The organism is Paenibacillus nasutitermitis, assembly GCF_014641075.1.
GTDB lineage: Bacteria > Bacillota > Bacilli > Paenibacillales > Paenibacillaceae > Paenibacillus_Z > Paenibacillus_Z nasutitermitis.
The window spans coordinates 1,184,879-1,204,910 of the sequence record NZ_BMHP01000002.1 but is presented as its reverse complement, the minus strand read 5'-3'; the positions used below and the strand labels follow the sequence as shown (position 1 = coordinate 1,204,910).

The 20,032-nt window shown below is 51.4% G+C and carries 20 protein-coding genes; 18 read left to right on the top strand and 2 right to left on the bottom strand.

Annotated elements, in window-relative coordinates; translation table 11 throughout:
- Positions 1-28 precede the first annotated feature (28 nt).
- Positions 29-301, bottom strand: a complete 273-nt coding sequence (rpsT, locus tag IEY46_RS15810) for a 30S ribosomal protein S20 (RefSeq protein WP_188992930.1) — start codon at positions 299-301, stop codon at positions 29-31.
- 191 nt (positions 302-492) lie between these two features.
- On the opposite strand from rpsT, the gene gpr reads away from it, so the two are divergent.
- From gpr to deoC, 18 genes are all read left to right on the top strand, one after another.
- Positions 493-1,497: a GPR endopeptidase gene (gpr, locus tag IEY46_RS15805; RefSeq protein ID WP_188992929.1), complete on the top strand. Its 1,005-nt coding sequence runs from the start codon at positions 493-495 to the stop codon at positions 1,495-1,497.
- Positions 1,498-1,704: 207 nt separating this feature from the next.
- On the top strand, positions 1,705-2,982 hold the full coding sequence (gene spoIIP / locus IEY46_RS15800; protein ID WP_188992928.1) for a stage II sporulation protein P: 1,278 nt from the start codon (positions 1,705-1,707) through the stop codon (positions 2,980-2,982).
- Between the two features lie 34 nt (positions 2,983-3,016).
- Positions 3,017-3,481, top strand: a complete 465-nt coding sequence (locus tag IEY46_RS15795; RefSeq protein WP_188992927.1) for a hypothetical protein — start codon at positions 3,017-3,019, stop codon at positions 3,479-3,481.
- A gap of 68 nt (positions 3,482-3,549) precedes the next feature.
- A complete protein-coding gene (gene lepA, locus IEY46_RS15790; protein ID WP_188992926.1) occupies positions 3,550-5,364 on the top strand; it encodes a translation elongation factor 4 in 1,815 nt (604 codons plus the stop codon).
- A 207-nt stretch (positions 5,365-5,571) separates the two neighbouring features.
- Positions 5,572-6,759, top strand: coding sequence for a radical SAM family heme chaperone HemW (hemW, locus tag IEY46_RS15785; protein ID WP_188992925.1), 1,188 nt, complete (start codon positions 5,572-5,574; stop codon positions 6,757-6,759).
- Positions 6,760-6,990: 231 nt separating this feature from the next.
- Positions 6,991-7,452: an N-acetyltransferase gene (locus IEY46_RS15780; protein WP_188992924.1), complete on the top strand. Its 462-nt coding sequence runs from the start codon at positions 6,991-6,993 to the stop codon at positions 7,450-7,452.
- Between the two features lie 521 nt (positions 7,453-7,973).
- The gene (gene hrcA, locus IEY46_RS15775; RefSeq protein WP_188992923.1) at positions 7,974-8,999 is read left to right on the top strand and encodes a heat-inducible transcriptional repressor HrcA; all 1,026 of its coding nucleotides are present in this window, start codon (positions 7,974-7,976) and stop codon (positions 8,997-8,999) included.
- 38 nt (positions 9,000-9,037) lie between these two features.
- Positions 9,038-9,628: a nucleotide exchange factor GrpE gene (gene grpE, locus IEY46_RS15770; protein WP_188993901.1), complete on the top strand. Its 591-nt coding sequence runs from the start codon at positions 9,038-9,040 to the stop codon at positions 9,626-9,628.
- Between the two features lie 48 nt (positions 9,629-9,676).
- Complete coding sequence (gene dnaK / locus IEY46_RS15765; protein ID WP_188992922.1) at positions 9,677-11,515, top strand: molecular chaperone DnaK; 1,839 nt, start codon at positions 9,677-9,679, stop codon at positions 11,513-11,515.
- A gap of 302 nt (positions 11,516-11,817) precedes the next feature.
- The gene (dnaJ, locus tag IEY46_RS15760; RefSeq protein WP_188992921.1) at positions 11,818-12,942 is read left to right on the top strand and encodes a molecular chaperone DnaJ; all 1,125 of its coding nucleotides are present in this window, start codon (positions 11,818-11,820) and stop codon (positions 12,940-12,942) included.
- Between the two features lie 105 nt (positions 12,943-13,047).
- Entirely contained in the window at positions 13,048-13,209 is a 162-nt protein-coding gene (locus IEY46_RS15755; RefSeq protein WP_188992920.1) for a hypothetical protein, read from the top strand.
- 10 nt (positions 13,210-13,219) lie between these two features.
- Positions 13,220-13,414 (top strand): hypothetical protein, encoded by a 195-nt coding sequence (locus IEY46_RS15750; protein WP_188992919.1) that lies wholly within the window; start codon positions 13,220-13,222, stop codon positions 13,412-13,414.
- A 188-nt stretch (positions 13,415-13,602) separates the two neighbouring features.
- A complete protein-coding gene (prmA, locus tag IEY46_RS15745; RefSeq protein WP_188992918.1) occupies positions 13,603-14,598 on the top strand; it encodes a 50S ribosomal protein L11 methyltransferase in 996 nt (331 codons plus the stop codon).
- Positions 14,599-14,668: 70 nt separating this feature from the next.
- Positions 14,669-15,388 carry a site-2 protease family protein gene (locus IEY46_RS15740; protein ID WP_229750316.1) on the top strand — a complete coding sequence of 240 codons (720 nt, stop codon included), beginning with the start codon at positions 14,669-14,671 and terminating at the stop codon, positions 15,386-15,388.
- Positions 15,389-15,588: 200 nt separating this feature from the next.
- On the top strand, positions 15,589-16,377 hold the full coding sequence (locus IEY46_RS15735) for a 16S rRNA (uracil(1498)-N(3))-methyltransferase (RefSeq protein ID WP_188993897.1): 789 nt from the start codon (positions 15,589-15,591) through the stop codon (positions 16,375-16,377).
- Positions 16,378-16,381: 4 nt separating this feature from the next.
- Positions 16,382-17,758, top strand: coding sequence for a tRNA (N(6)-L-threonylcarbamoyladenosine(37)-C(2))-methylthiotransferase MtaB (gene mtaB, locus IEY46_RS15730; protein WP_188992917.1), 1,377 nt, complete (start codon positions 16,382-16,384; stop codon positions 17,756-17,758).
- 157 nt (positions 17,759-17,915) lie between these two features.
- Positions 17,916-18,353, top strand: coding sequence for an NUDIX hydrolase (locus tag IEY46_RS15725; protein WP_188992916.1), 438 nt, complete (start codon positions 17,916-17,918; stop codon positions 18,351-18,353).
- Positions 18,346-19,074: a deoxyribose-phosphate aldolase gene (gene deoC, locus IEY46_RS15720; protein ID WP_188992915.1), complete on the top strand. Its 729-nt coding sequence runs from the start codon at positions 18,346-18,348 to the stop codon at positions 19,072-19,074. Before IEY46_RS15725 ends, deoC begins: the two co-directional genes overlap by 8 nt.
- On the opposite strand, the gene IEY46_RS15715 is transcribed toward deoC, so the two are convergent.
- The gene (locus tag IEY46_RS15715) at positions 19,004-20,005 is read right to left on the bottom strand and encodes a Na/Pi cotransporter family protein (protein ID WP_188992914.1); all 1,002 of its coding nucleotides are present in this window, start codon (positions 20,003-20,005) and stop codon (positions 19,004-19,006) included. The genes deoC and IEY46_RS15715 overlap by 71 nt on opposite strands.
- Between the last annotated feature and the right edge of the window lie 27 nt (positions 20,006-20,032).

The window sequence follows — 20,032 nt, the reverse complement described above, 5'->3', positions numbered from 1 at the left end:
AGCGGCGAGCAGGACTTTATTTGTTTAATTAGGCTTGTGCCGAAAGAGCGTTAAGCTTTTTCGCCAGGCGAGACTTTTTGCGGGAAGCCGCATTTTTATGAATCAGACCTTTAATAACCGCTTTGTCGAGCTTTTTTGTAGCTAATTGAAGAGCTGCTTTGGCAGCTTCCACATCAGTAGCGACAACAGCTTGATCAGCAGCTTTAACGGCCGTGCGGAGCGCGGATTTTTGCGAAGCGTTCAAAGCGCGACGTTTCTCGCTTGTATTAACGCGTTTCACAGCGGATTTAATGTTTGGCATTGCATTCACCTCCTGTAAAAAAGAAACCCCTTGTTAACAACACAACTTGAAATATTCTACCACGCACATGCCCAAAAAGCAATACTGCTTTGAAGTGTACGGGAAGCAGCCACATCGGTGCTTTCGCATAATTCACGCTCTCGGATCGCAAACTAAAGAAAACATTTTTGGGAAGGGGCGCGGCGGATACGATGGGAGAACTTGATCTGCAGCAGTTTAATGTTGCCATTGATCTGGCATTGGAGGCTAAAGAGCAGGCGGAGTCCGGAGGAAGCGGACCGATACCTGGTGTTCTGATGGACACGACCGAGGATGACGGAATGACAATTACAAGGCTGGAAATCACCAATGAAGAAGGTTCGGCGGCACTGAACAAAATGATTGGGCACTACGTCACCTTCGAAGTTCCGGATCTGCGCAAGCAGGATACGAACCTGCAGGATCGCGTCGCCACCAGATTTGCCCAGGAGTTTGCGGGCTTTCTGGAACGTGTTGGCATCGGCAAAGCAGCTAATGTGCTGATCGTGGGTCTAGGCAACTGGAACGTAACGCCGGATGCTTTGGGCCCTTTGGTTGTGGAAAACTCGCTTGTCACCCGTCATTACTACGAGCTTATGCCGGACCAGGTAGCTCCCGGCTACCGCTGCGTCAGCGCGGTGGCCCCTGGCGTGCTGGGCGTGACAGGGATTGAGTCGAGCGACATTGTCCAGGGGATTATCGACCGCTCCAAACCGGATCTGATTATTGCGATCGATGCGCTCGCATCCAAGTCGCTGGACCGGGTAAACACGACCATCCAGATTGCGGATACAGGTGTGCATCCAGGTTCCGGCATCGGCAACAAGCGGCGGGGGTTGACCAAAGAAATTCTCGGCATTCCCGTAATTGCAATCGGCGTACCGACGGTGGTCTATGCATCTACCATCGTGAATAATACCATTGAGCTGATGCGCAATCATATCAAAGCTCAGAATGGCAACACCGACCATATTTTCGGTCTGATCAATCAAATGCCCGAGAATGAGCGTCTGCAGCTTGTACGCGAAGCCCTGGGGCCGCTTGGCCATGATTTGCTCGTAACCCCTAAAGAAATTGACCAGTTCATCGAGGATATCGCGAATGTTGTCGCCAGCGGGTTGAATGCTGCCCTTCATGAAGCGGTGGACAAAAGCAATGTTGCCGCCTATACGCATTGATCTGAACCGTACTGCTTTCAAGGAATCCCTGCCGCTTTCAGGCAGGGATTTTAATGTGCGCTTATTTCGTTGAAAGCCTATCAAACTAGCGATTGGACAAAGCTTACGACTGGCATTCTATTAATTATCGGTTCTATGAAAGGTTTCTCTCTCATAAAGTGATAGTAGGCTAAGGAATGAGGATTTTCTTGAGGGGGAAACGAAGGTATGAAACGAGTGATCTTAACGTGGAATCTGGGAAAAGGCAGCAAGCAGCTCCGCAATTTGCTTGTTGCCGGCCGAACGTTTGCTATATTGTCCATTGGGTCCATGATTCTCGTTATTGTAATCGGTGTAGGGGCAATCATGCAGTCCAGAACGGCGAAATCGCCTGTATCCTCTATGAAAGGCTTTGCCGCAGCTGTATCTAGCGGCGTGTTTGCCGATATGCTGGCCATGGAGATCCCGGGAGCCAGTCAAGGCGAACATTCGTCTGCGCTGTCCAGCAGGCAGATGAGCTCATTTCTGGTCCGTCTGCTTACCGATGTTAATCCTTCCGATCCCAAAAGTCTGCTTGCTGCGGAATATCCTGGCCTGGGCGGGGATAATGCCATTCTGCTGCGTGGCGGATCGGCCGCAGACGTGACGGTGGAGCCCGAGGACCACGAGCCCATTCCGGATGATGGACAACCCGTAGAATCGGGCAGGCCGGATCTTGGACCCGATGGCGGTCCGGCAAGCGAACCCGGCAATAGCGGCCAGACGGACCCGGGCGCAAATGGCGCACCCGGAACCGGGGGAAGCGCGGACAACGGTCAAACCGGCAAAGAGGACAGCTCACAACCCACGACCGGAGGACGCAATGTTGTGTTTATCTACCATTCGCACAGCCGCGAATCCTGGTTCCCGGAAATTAAAAACAGCAAGACGCCGGAATCCTCGACAACCAACATCACCCTGCTGGGCAAGCGCCTGGCGAACAAGCTCATAGATAAAGGCATTGGATCCTTGCATTCCGGAACGGATTATGCAACATCGGTTAAACAATACAATTGGGCCTTATCCTATAAGTATTCCAAAAAAACTGTGACTGAAGCGATGTCTGTCAATAAGGAATTGAAGTTCTTCTTTGATATTCACCGAGATTCTCTTCACCGTAAAAATACAACGACCACAATAGGGGGTCAAGCCTACGCGCAGGTGTTCTTTATTATCGGACATGCAAATCCCGATTGGCGCCAGAATGAGGCGTTTGCCAATCAGATTCACGAGATGCTCGAAAAGCAGTATCCTGGCATATCGCGGGGCATTTGGGGGAAAACAACAGCTAACGGCAATGGCGAATACAACCAGTCCGTTTCTCCGGAAAGCGTCCTGATTGAAGTAGGGGGCGTTGACAATACGCTTGAAGAGTCCTATCGGACCATCGATGCGCTGGCGAAGGTGATTGCCCAGATCTATTGGAATGCGGAGAAGGTCAATATAAACAAAGCTGAAGGACTTTAATGCCAGTCGATGTTAGTCAAGGAGGAATGAAGATATGCGCAGTCATTCACTGAAAATGGCAGTTGTTGGCGGTATCGTGGCGCTGGTCGTGTTATTCGGCATTGATCTGGCTTCAAGCGGAATCGAGCGGATTAACGGGCCGTTTAAGTCAGAACAGGCGATGCCTGTGTATCCGGATCCCGACACGCAAACATCGCTTGATGCCGCTGCATCGGGTCCGTCTGATGATAATAATGTCGGGCAAGAAGGTGCGCGACGTGTCATCGATGCCCAGCATGGCCGACAGACCGACTGGGTAAAGCTTGAAGCCCAGCGGCAGTTGGAAGCCCAGAAACGGCTTGAGGCAACTTACTCAGACGAGCGGCTGCCCGGTGTCCCGGATCTGACAAGCGATTCGAGTGTGAACAAGCTGGCAGATGGTACGGCAGGCATGCTGCAATCTGTGTCCAGCAAAGGCATACGGATGATTGTTTCGTTTTTTGAATCTGTAACGGATTGATGCCACCCTTGCGAACTGGTATAATAATAAGAATGATTAGCAATTAGGCATTTTTGTGGGGGTTAGGCATGGCGGACGTACGTGACCGACAGAAGAAGATTCGAAATTTTTCAATCATTGCTCATATTGACCATGGCAAATCGACCTTGGCCGACCGGATATTGGAATATACCGGCGCATTGACCTCGCGTGAAATGCAGGCACAGGTCCTCGATAAAATGGATCTGGAGCGGGAACGCGGGATAACCATTAAATTGCAGGCTGTTCGTTTGGCATATAAGGCCGATGACGGCGAAGAATACATCTTGAATCTCATTGATACGCCGGGGCACGTCGATTTTACCTATGAGGTTTCGCGCAGTCTGGCTGCTTGCGAAGGCGCTCTGCTTGTTGTCGATGCCGCGCAGGGGATCGAAGCGCAGACGCTGGCCAACGTGTATCTGGCGTTGGACAATAATCTAGAGATCGTACCGGTCATTAACAAAATCGATTTGCCCAGCGCCGAGCCTGAGCGCGTCAAACAGGAAATCGAGGACGTAATCGGCCTGGATACAAGCGATGCGGTGCTGGCTTCTGCCAAATCGGGTATCGGAATCAAGGAAATTCTGGAGCAGGTGGTCCAGAAGATGCCGGCGCCGGCCGGAAACCCGGACAATCCCACCAAGGCGCTCATATTCGATTCCCATTATGATCCTTATAAAGGGGTAATTGTGTATGTCCGCGTCGTGGACGGTAGCATCAGAGCCGGCAGCAAAATCCGTTTCATGGCGACTGGCGCCGAGTTTGAAGTCATTGAGGTGGGCGCGTTCATGCCCCGGATGACCATAGTGCCAGAGCTTGCCATAGGAGATGTCGGCTTTATCGTTGCGGGGATCAAGAACGTGAAGGACACCCGGGTCGGCGATACCGTCACAGACGCGAAGAAGCCGGCGCTAGAGCCGCTTCCAGGGTACCGCCGGATTAATCCGATGGTTTTCTGCGGCCTGTATCCTATCGAGACCCAGGACTACAACGATTTGCGCGAAGCGCTGGAGAAGCTGGAGCTTAATGATGCATCGCTTCGTTATGAAGCTGAATCCTCCACGGCATTAGGCTTTGGTTTCCGCTGCGGATTTCTTGGCCTGCTGCATATGGAAATCATCCAGGAGAGGATCGAACGGGAATTCAATATCCCGCTTATTACGACGGCTCCTAGCGTGGTGTACCACGTCATGCAGACGGATGGCCAGATGATCGAGATCGACAATCCGTCCAACTATCCCGAGATCGGGAAAATCGAATATGTGGAAGAACCTTATGTGAAGGCGGCAATTATCGTGCCAAACGACTATGTCGGCGCGATTATGGAGCTCTGCCAGAACAAGCGCGGCGAGTTCATCAATATGGAATATCTGGATACAAACCGCGTAACGATCAGCTACAATGTGCCGCTGTCGGAAATCGTTTATGATTTCTTCGATCAGCTCAAATCCAGCACGAAGGGTTATGCTTCCTTTGACTATGAACTTTCGGGCTACCGTCAGTCGAAGCTGGTCAAAATGGAAATCATGCTCAACAATGAACAGGTCGATGCCTTGTCAGTCATCGTTCACCGTGAACGCGCCTACAACCGCGGACGCGTCATATGCGAGAAATTGAAGGAACTGATCCCGCGTCAAATGTTCGAGGTGCCGATTCAGGCTTCCATCGGAACGAAGGTAATTGCACGGGAGACGGTCAAAGCAATGCGCAAAAACGTTCTTGCCAAATGCTACGGCGGCGATATCAGCCGGAAGCGCAAGCTGCTTGAGAAGCAGAAGGAAGGCAAGAAACGGATGAAGCAGGTCGGCAGCGTGGAAGTTCCTCAGGAGGCCTTCATGGCCGTTCTGAAGATCGACGATTAACAGGCAGCTGGACGATAGAGGCCCTGCCAAAGGCCATGCAAAGCAAAAAGGGAGCCAAGTGCTCCCTTTTTCGGCCTTTTAGAAGCATATCCCCTACGGTAACCTATCGGACGGATTTCCAAAGCCGCCTGCAGGCATGGGAATGGGGTGGCTCTCACGAGGCTGGCAATGGTCAGAAATGTTTTTTTATGGAGGTGAACGGCAAAAATGTTGAATCACGCGCCAAACGCGCTATATATTCATATTCCTTTCTGCACAAACAAATGCTTTTATTGCGATTTCAATTCTTATGTGCTTAAAGGGCAGCCCGTCGATGATTATTTGACCGCCCTTGAACATGAAATGGAGCTTACGGCAGCTTTGCTTCCGCCGCAGGAGATCCGTACCGTCTTCGTAGGAGGCGGGACGCCGACCGTATTGAATCCGGTGCAGATGGAACGGTTTCTATCTTCCGTGAAACGGCATTTTCCGCTGAGCAGCGATGTGGAATTCTCAATGGAAGCGAACCCGGGCACAACAGATCCGGATAAGCTGGCGGCGATGCGGGCTGGAGGCGTCAACCGGATCAGCTTCGGCGTGCAATCTTTTGACAACGGACTGCTGGAGCGTATCGGGCGCATTCATAATGTGGACGATGTTTACCGCAGTATTGAAAATGCACGCGCTGCCGGCTTTGACAATCTGTCGATAGATCTGATGTTCGGGCTGCCGGGGCAGACGGTCGCTATGCTTTCAGACAGTGTGGACCGCGCGCTGGCACTGGCGCTGCCGCATTATTCGCTGTATGGTCTGAAGGTGGAGGAAAACACGCTTTTTCACGCGATGTATGAACGCAACGAGCTTCCGCTGCCGCCTGAAGATGATGAACTGGCGATGTATTTGCTGCTCATTGCCAAACTTAAAGGGGCGGGATTTCACCATTATGAAATCAGCAACTTCGCAAAGCCCGGCTTCGAAAGCAGGCATAATACAACCTACTGGCGAAATGAGCCTTATTACGGGCTGGGTGCCGGAGCTCACGGCTATGCCCGCAGCGAGCGGCATATGAATATTAAAGGGGTACAGCCTTACATTGATGCCGCCAGCATCAGGCTGCCGCGGCTGGAAACCAATCAGGTTCACGATTATGAAGCGATGGAAGATTTCATGATGGTCGGACTGCGGCTGATGAAGGGCGTTAGCGAGGCGGATTTTGCAGCCCAATTTCCTGGCGGATCCATTGAAGCAGAGTTCGGTGCCCAGCTTCGGCCGCTGCTTGCGAGCGGGCTGCTGGAAAGAACCGGCGGGGCTTCAGGCATTCCCGGCGGATTCCGGTTGTCTGAGAAAGGCCTGCCGCTTGGAAATGAAGTTTTTGCCGCGTTCATTGGGGCAAAGGATGAACTGGCAGTGGATTGAACCCGCATTTGCGGGTGTTTAATGGAGTAATCGATTTGAAGGCGGCAGACACCTTGATGGGTGTCTATTTGCTTTGGCATCTGTATTCGATTGTTAGTGAATAATGGGAAGCGCTGCATAAATTTTTTCTTGTCGTAATATGCGTTGTAGTGTATATTTATTCATATTATCCATAACAGGAGCGTTCAGATTTAGTTTTTTTCGTTGAGTTACGGGAAGGAGGCGGGGAGCGTGCAAGCGGTTTGCAGAAGAGCAACGGAGGAAGATGTTGATATATTGGCGGATCTGATTGCGGGCTATGCTCAAAAGGGGATCATGCTGCCGCGCTCGCGTGAGGTGCTGAAGCGTCAAATTGATACGTTTATCGTGGCCGAGGTGAACGGCGAAGTAGTGGGCTGCGGCTCGTTATGCAAGCTTGGCGCGGAGCTGGTGGAGATTCGCTCTCTCGGTATCTCTGAAGGCCACAAAGGGCTTGGAATCGGCAGCAAGCTGGTTGATTTTCTGATCGAGGAAGCCAGGGAGCAGCACATCACCAAAGTCATGGCGCTGACGTATGAAGTCCCCTTTTTCCAGAAAAACGGCTTCAAAATCGTTGACAAAGAAATTTTTCCTGAAAAAGTATGGAAAGATTGTGTCCACTGCGCCAAGCAGGATGCCTGCGACGAAATAGCAGTATTGAAAACGCTGGACTGACTTGATATTAGGCAATCGGTTCGTATGATATAGGTTATTCAAAGGAACGGGGCGATCTTTGTGCCGGCAGTTGAACATATCCTTCTTACTTGTGAATTTGCGCATAAATGGTTTGTGGATGAAAAACATCTAGCGGATTGTGACGGTAAAGACCTGATCGATGTTTTAAATTATTTGGGCCAAGAGGGCTGGGAGTTTGCAGGTCGGTTAGGTCATCAGCGGTACGTGTTATTGAAGCGTTGATTTGTGTATACCTTCAAGTGAATGAAAAAACGAAGATCTGCCGGAGGTACCCTTTACAACGTCTCAAAAATACGGGCTGCAAAATCATCGACTGTATCAAACAACATGCCTGCGATGAAATAGCGGTGCTGAAAATGCTGAACTGACTTGACAATTGGCGAGTTGGTTTGGTATTTTTGTATTAATGATTAGCACTCATCGATAACGAGTGCTAACGAGTGCAGCAATATGGCTGTCATCCCATGCATTAGCGTGATAAAAAAACTGGAGGTGCTGCGATGCTTACAGAACGACAAAGAATGATTCTTAGCGCTGTTATTGATGATTATATCCGTTCTGCAGAACCTGTAGGCTCCCGCAGTATCTCCAAGCGCGGGGATGTCGGCTTCAGTCCCGCAACCATCCGCAACGAGATGGCTGATCTGGAGGAACTCGGTTTTCTGGAACAGCCCCATACCTCAGCTGGCCGTATTCCTTCAATTAAGGGATATCGTTATTATGTGGATCATTTAGTAAGGCTGGGCGAGGTCAATGAAGAGGACCTTAGTACGGTGCGTTCCTTTTTCGCGGATAAAATGAATCAAATGGAAGAAATCATCCAGCATGCTGCGATGATCCTATCCAATCTGACGAATTATACGTCTATTGTGCTGGGACCTGAGACCTTTACGAATTCGCTCAAGCATTTTCAACTGGTGCCGATCAGTTCGGATACGGCGGTTGCCATTGTCGTGACGAACACCGGACATGTTGAAAACCGGACCGTTTCGCTTCCTGCGGATATGAGTATGGAAGAGATGGAGCAAGCAGTCAACATTTTGAACCATAAGCTTGTCGGCGTACCGATTTCACGGCTTAAATCCAGAATTTATTCGGAGGTCGGACAAGAACTTGGGCGCTATGTGGATGGCTGCGAGCGGCTGTTGGGCATTCTAGACGAAGCGCTGGCAAACGAGGAAGACAATCGAGTTTTTCTCAGCGGGACAACGAATATGTTGACGCAGCCTGAGTTCAAGGATGTTGACAAGGTGAAGACCCTTCTTGATCTGTTTGAGCAGACGCCAACGCTGATGCGCATGTTCACGGCTCTGCCAAGCGGCATTCAAGTCAGGATCGGAACGGAAAACACCCATGAGGCGATTAACAACTGCAGTTTGATCACGGCGACCTATTCCGTAGATGGACAGTCACTGGGGACAATCGGCATTCTTGGTCCTACCCGGATGGATTATGGGAAAGTGATCAGCCTGATTGATATATTATCCAAAGATATGGCCGTACTGCTTGGACGCTGGTATAAGTAAAGCAAAAGCAAATAAAGGAGGTGGAGCGACCCGTGACTGTGAATGAACAACATACAGGCGAAGAACATAAACATGAAACGACAGGCGCTTCGGAAGAAAATTTGGATCATCAGCAAGAGCAGGCGAATGCCGCTGAAGCAGCAGGTGAAAACGCCGGAGCTGCCGACGAGGCTCAAGTGGATACACGATATGAAGAGCTTCAGAAGCAGGTGGAAGAGCACCAGCAGCGTTATCTGCGCGCTCAGGCGGATTTCGATAATTTCCGCCGCCGAACCATCAAAGAAAAAGAAGAGCTTGGCGCTTATGCGTCCATGAAGCTGATTGGTGAACTGCTGCCCGTTATCGACAACTTCGACCGCGCGCTTGATGCATCAAAAAGCGGCGGTGATGTGGAGTCGTTTGCCAAAGGTGTCGATATGATCTTCCGCCAATTCCAGCAGGTACTCGAGCAGGAAGGGCTCAAACCGATGAACACGGTCGGCGAGGTGTTCAATCCGGAGTTCCATCAAGCAATCATGCAGGTGGAATCGGAAGAGCATGAGGAAGGCATTATTGTTGAAGAAGTACAAAAAGGTTATATAATTAAGGATAAAGTGCTTCGTCCCGCAATGGTAAAAGTTAGCGGCTGACCTGACAGCAGATTATAATCAAACAACATATTGAGGAGGATTTCTATTATGAGCAAAGTAATTGGTATCGACCTTGGAACAACGAACTCCTGCGTAGCCGTTATGGAAGGCGGCGAGGCTGTTGTCATTCCGAATCCCGAAGGCAATCGTACAACCCCGTCGGTTGTCGGCTTCAAGAAAGACGGCGAGCGTGTTGTAGGAGAGGCGGCAAAACGTCAATCCATCACGAATCCCGACCGCACCATCAGCTCCATCAAACGCCATATTGGTACAAACCATAAAGAAACCGTTGACGGCAAAGATTATTCGCCGCAAGAGATTTCCGCCATCATCCTGCAGAAGCTCAAAGCCGATGCTGAAGCTTATTTGGGCCAATCCGTAAGCCAGGCGGTTATTACCGTTCCCGCTTATTTCAACGATAGCCAACGCCAAGCAACGAAGGATGCGGGTAAAATTGCCGGTCTTGAAGTGCTGCGGATCATCAACGAGCCGACAGCAGCCGCTCTTGCCTATGGACTGGAAAAAACCGAAGACCACACCATTCTTGTTTATGACCTTGGCGGCGGTACGTTTGACGTATCGATCCTTGAACTGGGCGATGGTTTCTTTGAAGTAAAAGCGACAAGCGGAGACAACCACCTGGGTGGCGATGATTTTGACCAAGTCATTATCGATTACCTCGTTTCCGAGTTTAAAAAAGAGCAAAGCGTAGATCTTTCCAAAGATAAAGCAGCGGTACAGCGCTTGAAGGATGCAGCGGAAAAAGCGAAAAAAGAGCTTTCCGGTACAGTCGCTTCCTCCATCTCGCTTCCGTTTATTACAATGGCGGACGGCGTTCCCCAGCATTTGGAGATGAACCTGACACGCGCCAAATTCGAAGAGCTTTCCGCAGCGCTTGTTGAGCGTACGCTGGCTCCAACCCGTCAAGCTTTGAAAGATGCGGGCATGAGCGCAAGCGATATCGATAAAGTTGTTCTTGTCGGCGGTTCGACGCGTATCCCGGCTGTACAGGAAGCCATCAAAAAACTGACAGGCAAAGATCCGCATAAAGGCGTTAACCCGGATGAGGTTGTTGCCCTCGGCGCAGCTGTTCAAGCCGGCGTATTGACAGGCGATGTCAAAGACGTGGTTCTCCTGGACGTGACTCCGTTATCCCTGGGTATCGAAACGGCTGGCGGCGTATTTACCAAAATGATCGACCGCAATACAACAATCCCGACAAGCAAATCGCAGGTTTACTCAACCTATGCGGACAATCAGCCAAGTGTTGAGATTCATGTCCTGCAAGGCGAGCGTGAAATGGCGGCAGGCAACAAAACGCTGGGACGCTTCACACTGGGCGATATTCCTCTTGCACCGCGCGGCGTACCGCAAATTGAGGTTACCTTTGATATTGACGCCAATGGTATCGTTAATGTATCCGCTCTGGATAAAGGAACAGGCAAAAGCCAAAAAATCACCATCACCTCTTCGAGCGGTCTGTCCGATGAGGAAATCGAGCGCATGATGAAGGACGCCGAGCTCAATGCCGACGAAGACCGCAAGCGCCGCGAGCTTGTTGAAGCCAAAAACAATGCGGATCAGCTTGTGTACTCTGTCGATAAAACCATCAAGGATCTGGGCGATAAAGTAGATGCCGGAGAGATCGATAAAGCAAACGAAGCCAAAGAGAAAGTGAAAACGGCGATCGAAAGCGACAATCTTGAAGAGATCAAAGCAGCTACCGAAGCGTTGACTGAAATTATTCAGCAATTGTCCGTGAAGCTGTATGAGCAGGCCGCTCAAGCTGAACAGGGTGCTGAAGGCCCTCAAGCCGATGCAGGCGCAGACAAAGGAAAAGACAACGTCGTGGATGCTGATTACGAAGTCGTAGACGACAAAAAATAATAAAATTTATTGAAGGTGGAGTTTGCCGTCCTATACAGGACGGCAACCCGCTTTACAAAATATAGGAACATATAAGTTTTCACTTATACGACTTGATTCGCGGGAAAGGACGGCGTTAGCCGTTTCTTCTTGAAAAGCCGAACTTATGGAAAACTCATAACAGAATCGTATGTTTCTGGAATTATGATTGTGAGGGAGCATGCTGCGCCGCTAAACGCGGGGCAGCGTTTCTTCTTGTCCGGGCAAGGACGGATTGCAAAGAGTTTGGGCCATAGGGGAATATGGAGACGAGGTGACGGATTTTGGCAAGCAAGCGGGATTATTATGAAGTGCTCGGTGTGGATAAAAATGCCGGGGAGGAAGAAATCAAAAAAGCGTACCGCAAGATGGCGCGTCAATACCATCCGGATGTGAACAAAGATCCGGATGCTGAGAACAAGTTCAAGGAAATGAAAGAAGCGTATGATGTTTTGAGCGACAGCAACAAGAAAGCAACCTATGACCAATATGGTCATGTTGACCCCAATCAAGGCTTCGGCGGAGGCGGTTTTGGCGGAGACGCCGGCGGCTTTGGCGATATTTTCGATATGTTCTTCGGCGGCGGAGGCGGCCGGCGCGATCCAAACGCGCCTCAGCGCGGCAATGATTTGCAGTATACGATGACCATTGAATTTAAAGAAGCGGTATTCGGCAAGGAAACCGAAATTACGATTCCGCGCACGGAAACCTGCGACACCTGCACCGGCAGCGGAGCCAAACCGGGTACAAAACCGGAGGCCTGTTCGGTCTGTAAAGGATCGGGACAGCAAGAAGTCGTGCAAAACACGCCTTTTGGCCGTATGGTAAACCGCCGCGCATGTACGAACTGCAGCGGAACCGGACGTATTATCAAAGAGAAATGTACAACCTGCCACGGTGCCGGCAAAGTAAAACGTCAGCGTAAAATCAATATCAAGATACCGGCTGGCGTTGACGATGGCGCGCAAATCCGGATGACGGGCGAAGGCGAAGGCGGAACACGCGGAGGCCCGTCCGGGGATTTATATATTGTGATACGCGTAAAAGCCCATGATTTCTTTGAACGCGAGAACGATGATATTTATTGCGAGGTTCCACTGACGTTTGTGCAGGCGGCGCTGGGCGATGAAATCGAAATTCCGACCCTCACCGAAAAAGTGAAGCTTAAGGTGCCGGCGGGCACGCAAACCGGCACTTATTTCCGTTTGAAAGGCAAGGGCGTACCCCGTTTGCGGGGTTACGGCCAAGGTGATCAGCATGTAAAAGTGACGATAGTCACCCCGACCAGTCTCACCGATGAGCAGAAGGAACTGCTTCGCCAATTCGGCGGAAGCACTGGCGAAACCAATCAAGAGGATCACCATGAATCGATTTTTGAACGGATGAAAAAAGCATTTCGTGGAGATTAAATGTTCATACCAGGGCGCCAAGTTTGGAATAGGGCAATGAAAGTTCGGTTATGCTACTTCCGTGAACGATTGTCGTATTCTCAGCACGGAGGAGGCGTAACGGAATTGACCAAACCAAGCAAAGACGAGGAATGTGTCGTTATCCTGCCTGTTGATAATAAGCAGGATACTGAGATTTCCGAAGCCCTGGACGATCATTATAATCAGCAAACTCGTCGTCGTACGGCGCAAGAAGCGGTGCGGCAGGCGGAGCATGAAATAGAATGAAGGTCCTATTATGACTTCCAGAATCGTTGCCGTTTTTCAAGATGAAAGCAGGACTCGCGAAGCCCAGCTTAAATTACAGTCGCTCCGGGCGACTGAGGTGGAAGGCGGGGCGGATGGAGCCATGCTGACCGCTACGGTTGAGGATGAACTGGTGGATCGTGCGCTTCACCTCATCCGGCAAATGGGCGGTACACCGGAGCTTTAAGAGATACTTCCGAGAAGGGCTGTGTGTGGCGAGCGGGATGTTCCCGTTCCTGCACACAGCCCTTTTTGGTTTGTCGGGGACACCCTTTAGGGTGGACGGGAATGACTTCATGATGCTTTTTTTGTGCAAGCGCGGTTTCTGGTGTAAAATAGACGGGCGAAGGTTTCTACATAGGAGGTCGTACGGCTGTGAAATGGTATGAACTAATGATTTCTACTACAGAGCAAGCGATTGAAATGATTACTAATTTTTTGCATGAGATGGATGCGGACGGCGTATCCATTGAAGAATCGGGAACGCTTAACAAGCAGCGGGACACCTCGCTCGGGCAATGGTACGAAACGCCGCTGAATGATATTCCGGAGGGCCAGGCCATTATAAAAGGATATTTTGCCGAAGGTACGGATATGGCGGATTTGGAGAAAGCAGTGAGGCCGAGGATTGACCAGCTGCGCGAGTTCGGTATTGATCCCGGCGATTACCGGATAACCACGGTCATTGTGGATGAAGAGGATTGGGCCACGGCGTGGAAGCAATACTTCAAGCCGATTCAGGTATCGCCAAGACTGACAATCAAACCGACCTGGGAAGAATATGAGCCTTCCTCTGGTGAGGAAATTATTGAGCTGGATCCGGGTATGGCTTTCGGTACCGGCACGCATCCCACCACTGCGCTCTGCTTGCGGACGCTTGAATCCGTCATTCGCGGCGGAGAAGAAATCATCGATGTGGGAACAGGATCCGGCATTCTCGCAATAGGGGCCGTGCGTCTTGGGGCTAAGCGGGTGCTTGCGCTTGATCTGGATCCTGTAGCGGTCTCCTCTGCGGCGGAGAATGTTAAGCTGAACCATCTGGAGCCGGATATTCAAGTCCAGCTCAGTGATCTGCTGGGCGTACTGCAAGGCGGGGATTCCGCTGGCTCCTCCCCGGCCGTCAACGTGTCGCTGCCGGTTGACCTGGTAGTTGCCAATATTTTGGCGGAAATTATATTGCTGTTTGTCGAAGACGTTTATCAGGCCCTGAAGCCAGGCGGAATCTACATTGCATCGGGAATCTTCAAAAACAAGGAAGATGTAGTGGAGGCAGGACTGGAGCAAGCCGGATTTATCATTACGGACCGTCAGCGTGACCAGGATTGGATCGCGTTCGTTGCCCGGAAACCGCAAGAGCCAGGCAGGCTTTAATTTGCTCCGCAAAACGAAGCTTATGCTTACGAAGTGAGTTTTGCTCCGCAAAACTCTTAGGAGGTCCATAGTGTCCAATTTTCTCTGGTATCCCATTGAGGATTTACCCTTTATTTTTATCGTTATTATGATCGCATTTACCGTACATGAGTTTGCCCATGCTTACAGCGCTTATAAATTTGGCGACCGTACCGCTTACGATGCGGGACGGGTAACGCTCAACCCGCGTGTCCATATCGATATTTTCGGGATGATTCTGCTGCTGATCGCCGGATTTGGCTGGGCGAGACCTGTTCCTGTCAACCGCGGTAAATTCAAATATCCAAGACTTATGGGCATCGTCGTCTCCGCTGTAGGACCTCTTAGCAATTTGCTGATTGCGGGTATCGGGATTTTGGCATTATATGTCATGAATCAAACCGGGCTGATGGACGTAGGCTCTATAGGCGTACACAGAGCAATTATTCATTTTCTCTATTATTTAATCACGATTAATCTGATGCTGTTTATTTTTAATCTGATTCCCGTTCCACCGCTTGACGGCTACCGCATCATCCAGGATCTCGTGCCTCTGAAGGTCCGTTTCAAAATGGATCAGAACGTCCACTGGGGGATGTTCCTTTTTCTGCTCATTATTTTTATCCCGCAGCTGAGAGCGGTCACGATCACGCCGCTGTTCTCCTTATCAGGGGATATCATTGGCGGGTTTCAGAGCTTCTATGAGCTGTTCTTCCACCCGGTTAGCTGGCAAAGTTTTATTTTGGACTTTCTTGGCTATTCGAGATCTTAGCCTGACTGCGTCTCCCAGTCCCAGTAAGCCTTACGAGGCGGACTCTGGCGCAGCGGGTGCAAAACGTGTATGATAAAGGTTGTAGTTTTTTCGGGATGGGAAGCAATGCTCTGCCGCGAAGTAGCCGGTGGGGCAAGCTTCTATTTACATCCCCGGCTTTGTTGTTTCAACAATCGATAAAGAAGGGTTTCGAATATGGCATGCAGCGATATTTTGTAACGCCGGAGCAGCTTTACGGCGATGATCATGTATATTTGACAGGTGACGATGCCCACCATATCCTGCGCGTGATGCGCATGGGGCCGGGCGATGAATTTATGGTCAGCGACGGTATATCGCGCGAGGCAAAAGCTGTGATCCGCAAGGCGGAGCCCGGACGGGTAGAAGCCGAGGTTGAAGAATGGCTTCCAATGAACGGCGAGCCGTCCTGGTCCATAACGGTTGCACAGAGCTTGCCCAAAGGCGATAAAATGGAATGGGTTATCCAGAAAGGAACGGAAATCGGGGCAGCCGCTTTTATCCCGTTCCAGTCCCAGCGGATGATCGTTCAATATGATGACAAAAAAGAAGCGAAGCGTATCGAGCGCTGGAGCAAAATAGCCAAGGAGGCTGCGGAGCAGGCACACCGCAGCCGTATTCCGGATGTGAAGCCGGTTCTTCCTTGGCGGCAGCTTCTGAAGGAAATCGGGCAGTATGATTTAGCGCTGTTTTGTTATGAGAAAGAAGGCGGAGCGGCAGGCACGGGCTTGCGCGCCGCCATCGGATCTTATTATGACAGCAAGGGTTTGACAGACAGGTTAGCTTCACGGATCAGCGTACTGCTGATTGTCGGGCCAGAGGGCGGGTTCACGCCGCGGGAAGCAGAGGAAGCGGAAGCGGAGGGCGCCGTGATTGTCGGGCTTGGAAGGCGCATCCTGCGCACCGAGACGGCGGCAATGGTCGGCTTGGCGTGCCTGATGTACGAATCCGGAGAAATGGGAGGCGAATAACGACATGCCGTCGGTTGCATTTTATACATTGGGCTGTAAAGTAAACTTCTATGATACGGAAGCGATCTGGCAGCTGTTCAAGAATGAAGGGTATGAGCAGGTTGATTTCGAGACTACGACCGCTGATGTCTATTTAATTAATACATGTACGGTAACCAACACGGGTGACAAGAAAAGCCGCCAAATTATCCGGCGTGCCATCCGGCGTAATCCGGATGCGGTTATCGCTGTTACAGGCTGTTATGCCCAGACCTCACCTGCGGAGATTTTGGCTATCGATGGCGTTGATTTGGTTATCGGCACCCAGGACAGGGATAAGCTGCTGGATCATGTTCGCGACATTCAGGCCGACCGCAGACCGGTCAATGCGGTCCGTAATATTATGAAGACACGCGAGTTCGAAGAGCTGGATGTTCCGGACTTCGCGGAACGTACGCGTGCCTTCCTGAAAATTCAGGAGGGCTGCAACAATTTCTGTACCTTCTGTATTATTCCTTGGTCGCGGGGGCTATCCCGCAGCCGTGAATCTCAAAGCGTGCTTAATCAGGCGCGTCAGCTCGTAGCTGCAGGCTACAAGGAAATTGTTTTGACGGGGATTCATACCGGCGGATACGGCGACGATATGGAGAACTACCGCTTATCCGATCTGCTTTGGGATCTGGACAAAATCGAGGGGCTTGAGCGTATCCGCATCAGCTCCATCGAAGCCAGCCAAATCGATGATGCGATGATCGATGTGCTGAACCGTTCGTCCAAAATGTGCCGCCACCTTCATGTACCGCTGCAGGCGGGTGATAATTCCGTGCTTAAACGAATGCGCCGCAAGTATACGGTGGAGGAGTTTGCCGAGAAGATCCGGCTGCTGCATCAGGCGATGCCAGGCGTTGCAATCACGACCGATGTTATTGTCGGTTTCCCGGGCGAAACCGAAGAAATGTTCGAGAACGGCTACCGTTTGATGGAAGAGCTGCAGTTCTCGGAGATGCATGTTTTTCCATATTCGCGAAGGACGGGTACTCCTGCAGCGAGGATGGAGGAGCAAGTGGATGAGGAAGTGAAGAATGAACGCGTCCACAAGCTGATTGATTTATCAGAAAAAATGCAGCTGGACTATGCCAAGAAATATGTCGGTGCGGTTCTGGATGTTATTCCCGAGCGGGATTATAAGGGCGCTCCGGGAACAGGACGCGTCATGGGCTACACGGACAATTATCTTCAGGTCGTATTCGAGGGCTCTGAGCTGCTTATCGGACAGCTGTGCCGGGTAAAAATTACCGAAGCCGGTGTTAACGAGTGCTTTGGCCAGCTCGTTCGGGTGATGGAGAATGGCGATGTGCGGGAAAGCCAGCCTTCTATCATGCCGCAGGCTTTAAGGGCATAGCAGGCGCAGCATCTTATATTATTAAAATTGCGAGGATTCTTATCCGCCCTCCAGTCGGGCTGCGGAAAGAATCCTTGCTCTACATAGGTACAGCACCAGGCCAAGGGCTTTCATGCGCCTGAGATGAGGCCACCTGAATAGCGGAGGGGAAGCGTATATGAAGGAGATATCGGCAGGAGGCGTCGTATTTCGCCGCATTGACGGCGGGCTGCAAATTCAATTGATTCAGGATCGGTACGGCAAAATCTCGCTTCCCAAAGGAAAAATGGAGCCTGGTGAAACCGTTGAGCAGACAGCGCTGCGCGAGATCGTCGAGGAGACCGGCATGGAAGGGGTCATTGTTGCCCCGATTGATCAAATTAAATACAAATATCATCATGAAACCAAAGGCATTATCGATAAAGAGGTTCATTATTATCTGGTGGAAGCGGTAGGAGGCAAGCTGCAGGCCCAAGTGGAAGAGATCCGCGGCGTAGAGTGGTTTGAGCCATCCGAGGCTTGGCGCCGTCAGCGGCAATCGGGTTATAACAATAATGATCGTATACTGTCGGGCGCGCTCAAGCTGCTCGGCCTGGAGGTGCGGGGGAATGGTTGAATGGTGGACACCTGAGTCATCGCTGGCCCGTTTTATTGATCATACGCTGCTCAAGCCGACTGCAACGGAAGGGGATATCTTGAAGCTATGCAAGGAAGCTGTGTCTCATAAATTTTTCAGTGTTTGCGTGAACGGTTCATGGGTTTCCTACTGCCGGAAGCAGCTGGCCGGAAGCGATGTCCGAATCAGCGCGGTGTGCGGTTTTCCGCTTGGCGCGATGTCGACGAAGACTAAAGTGTTCGAGGCTGCTAATGCTGTTGAAGATGGGGCCAAGGAAATCGATATGGTGCTGTCCATTGGAGATGTTATAGATGGCCGGTACGACAAGGCTTCGGCAGATATTGCCGCCGTGGTGAAAGCAGTGGAGAAAAGGGCGATCGTAAAGGTTATCCTGGAGACGGGATATCTGGATGACCGCCAAAAAACAGAGGCCTGCGCAGCAGCCGAAGCCGCCGGAGCGCATTACGTGAAAACCTCGACCGGATTCGGACATGGAGGAGCGACGGAAGCGGATATCAGGCTGATGCGGTCAGCTGTTTCTGCCGGTACCGGTGTCAAAGCTTCCGGCGGCATCCGGGACAGAGAAACGGCGATCCTTATGCTGCGCAGCGGAGCCAACAGGCTGGGCACCAGCGCTGGCATCGCGATTGTCACACCGACATCCGCTTCAAAGCCGGATGGTAGCACACCGGAAGGGCAATCAGGGAGCTCAATATATTAAAAACGGTTTGGGCATGGGCGATTTGTCCCGATGGCGTTGCGCTCAGCCAAGCGGACACCGTCTGCAGCTCGGTTACAAAGGGTGCAAACAGAGCAGCGCCGCCAACATTCAGCGCAATATGCGACCAAGCGACAAAACGGCCGGATTTGGTCCCTCCTAATGAAGCGAGAAACGCGGTTATGCAGGTGCCGATGTTTGCCCCGAGCACGACCGCTATTCCGATTTCGACGGGCATCGCTCCTACGGATGCAAGTCCCATAATGATGCCGATCACTGCCGCGCTGCTGTGTACGGCGGCCGATAGCACAATGCCCGCGGCAAGTCCCCATACGACGCTGTGTTCAGCCCTCTCGAGAAAGGCGCCGAACAATCCGCTGGACTGGACGGCAGGTGCGATGGACTGCATGATGCTGATTCCGATCAGCAGCAGGGCGAACCCTCCGATAATGACAGCTGCGCTGCGGAGCGGCTGGAACCAGCGGTGTTCCGTCAGACCGCCTGCCGCAAAAGCATAACCGCCCCTTGCCTGAGGGTAAAGCTTCATTTCGCCGAACAGCGCGGTGAAGACCCACAATCCCAATGCGACAACCAGCAGGGGCCAGGCCAGATGGTTGATGTTCAGGCCGATGAGCTCCGTTGTTAAACAGGTACCGATATTAGTCCCGAGTATAATGCCGAGTGTACGCGGGAAAGTAAGCAGTCCGGCATTGACAAGACCGATTGACATGACAGTAACGGCCGTACTGCTCTGCAGCACGGCCGTTGCTGCCGTTCCGACGGCAAGGCCATGCAGCGGTGTCTGCGTCGTTTTTTGCAGCACATGATGCAGATGCTTGCCGACGGAGCGGTGAAGCGCAAGCTCCATCGCTTTCATGCCGAACATGAACAAAGCAAAGCCAATCAGCATGGGCGCAATAATGGAGTGGAACATGAGGGCAGAACTCCTTTTCACAAATGT

Bases quoted from the DNA above. Each gene is read 5' to 3' on its own strand.
- rpsT (WP_188992930.1), bottom strand. From the start codon at position 301: ATGCCAAACATTAAATCCGCTGTGAAACGCGTTAATACAAGCGAGAAA.
- gpr (WP_188992929.1), top strand. From the start codon at position 493: ATGGGAGAACTTGATCTGCAGCAGTTTAATGTTGCCATTGATCTGGCA.
- spoIIP (WP_188992928.1), top strand. From the start codon at position 1,705: ATGAAACGAGTGATCTTAACGTGGAATCTGGGAAAAGGCAGCAAGCAG.
- IEY46_RS15795 (WP_188992927.1), top strand. From the start codon at position 3,017: ATGCGCAGTCATTCACTGAAAATGGCAGTTGTTGGCGGTATCGTGGCG.
- lepA (WP_188992926.1), top strand. From the start codon at position 3,550: ATGGCGGACGTACGTGACCGACAGAAGAAGATTCGAAATTTTTCAATC.
- hemW (WP_188992925.1), top strand. From the start codon at position 5,572: ATGTTGAATCACGCGCCAAACGCGCTATATATTCATATTCCTTTCTGC.
- hrcA (WP_188992923.1), top strand. From the start codon at position 7,974: ATGCTTACAGAACGACAAAGAATGATTCTTAGCGCTGTTATTGATGAT.
- dnaK (WP_188992922.1), top strand. From the start codon at position 9,677: ATGAGCAAAGTAATTGGTATCGACCTTGGAACAACGAACTCCTGCGTA.
- IEY46_RS15750 (WP_188992919.1), top strand. From the start codon at position 13,220: ATGACTTCCAGAATCGTTGCCGTTTTTCAAGATGAAAGCAGGACTCGC.
- IEY46_RS15735 (WP_188993897.1), top strand. From the start codon at position 15,589: ATGCAGCGATATTTTGTAACGCCGGAGCAGCTTTACGGCGATGATCAT.
- mtaB (WP_188992917.1), top strand. From the start codon at position 16,382: ATGCCGTCGGTTGCATTTTATACATTGGGCTGTAAAGTAAACTTCTAT.
- IEY46_RS15725 (WP_188992916.1), top strand. From the start codon at position 17,916: ATGAAGGAGATATCGGCAGGAGGCGTCGTATTTCGCCGCATTGACGGC.
- deoC (WP_188992915.1), top strand. From the start codon at position 18,346: ATGGTTGAATGGTGGACACCTGAGTCATCGCTGGCCCGTTTTATTGAT.
- IEY46_RS15715 (WP_188992914.1), bottom strand. From the start codon at position 20,005: ATGTTCCACTCCATTATTGCGCCCATGCTGATTGGCTTTGCTTTGTTC.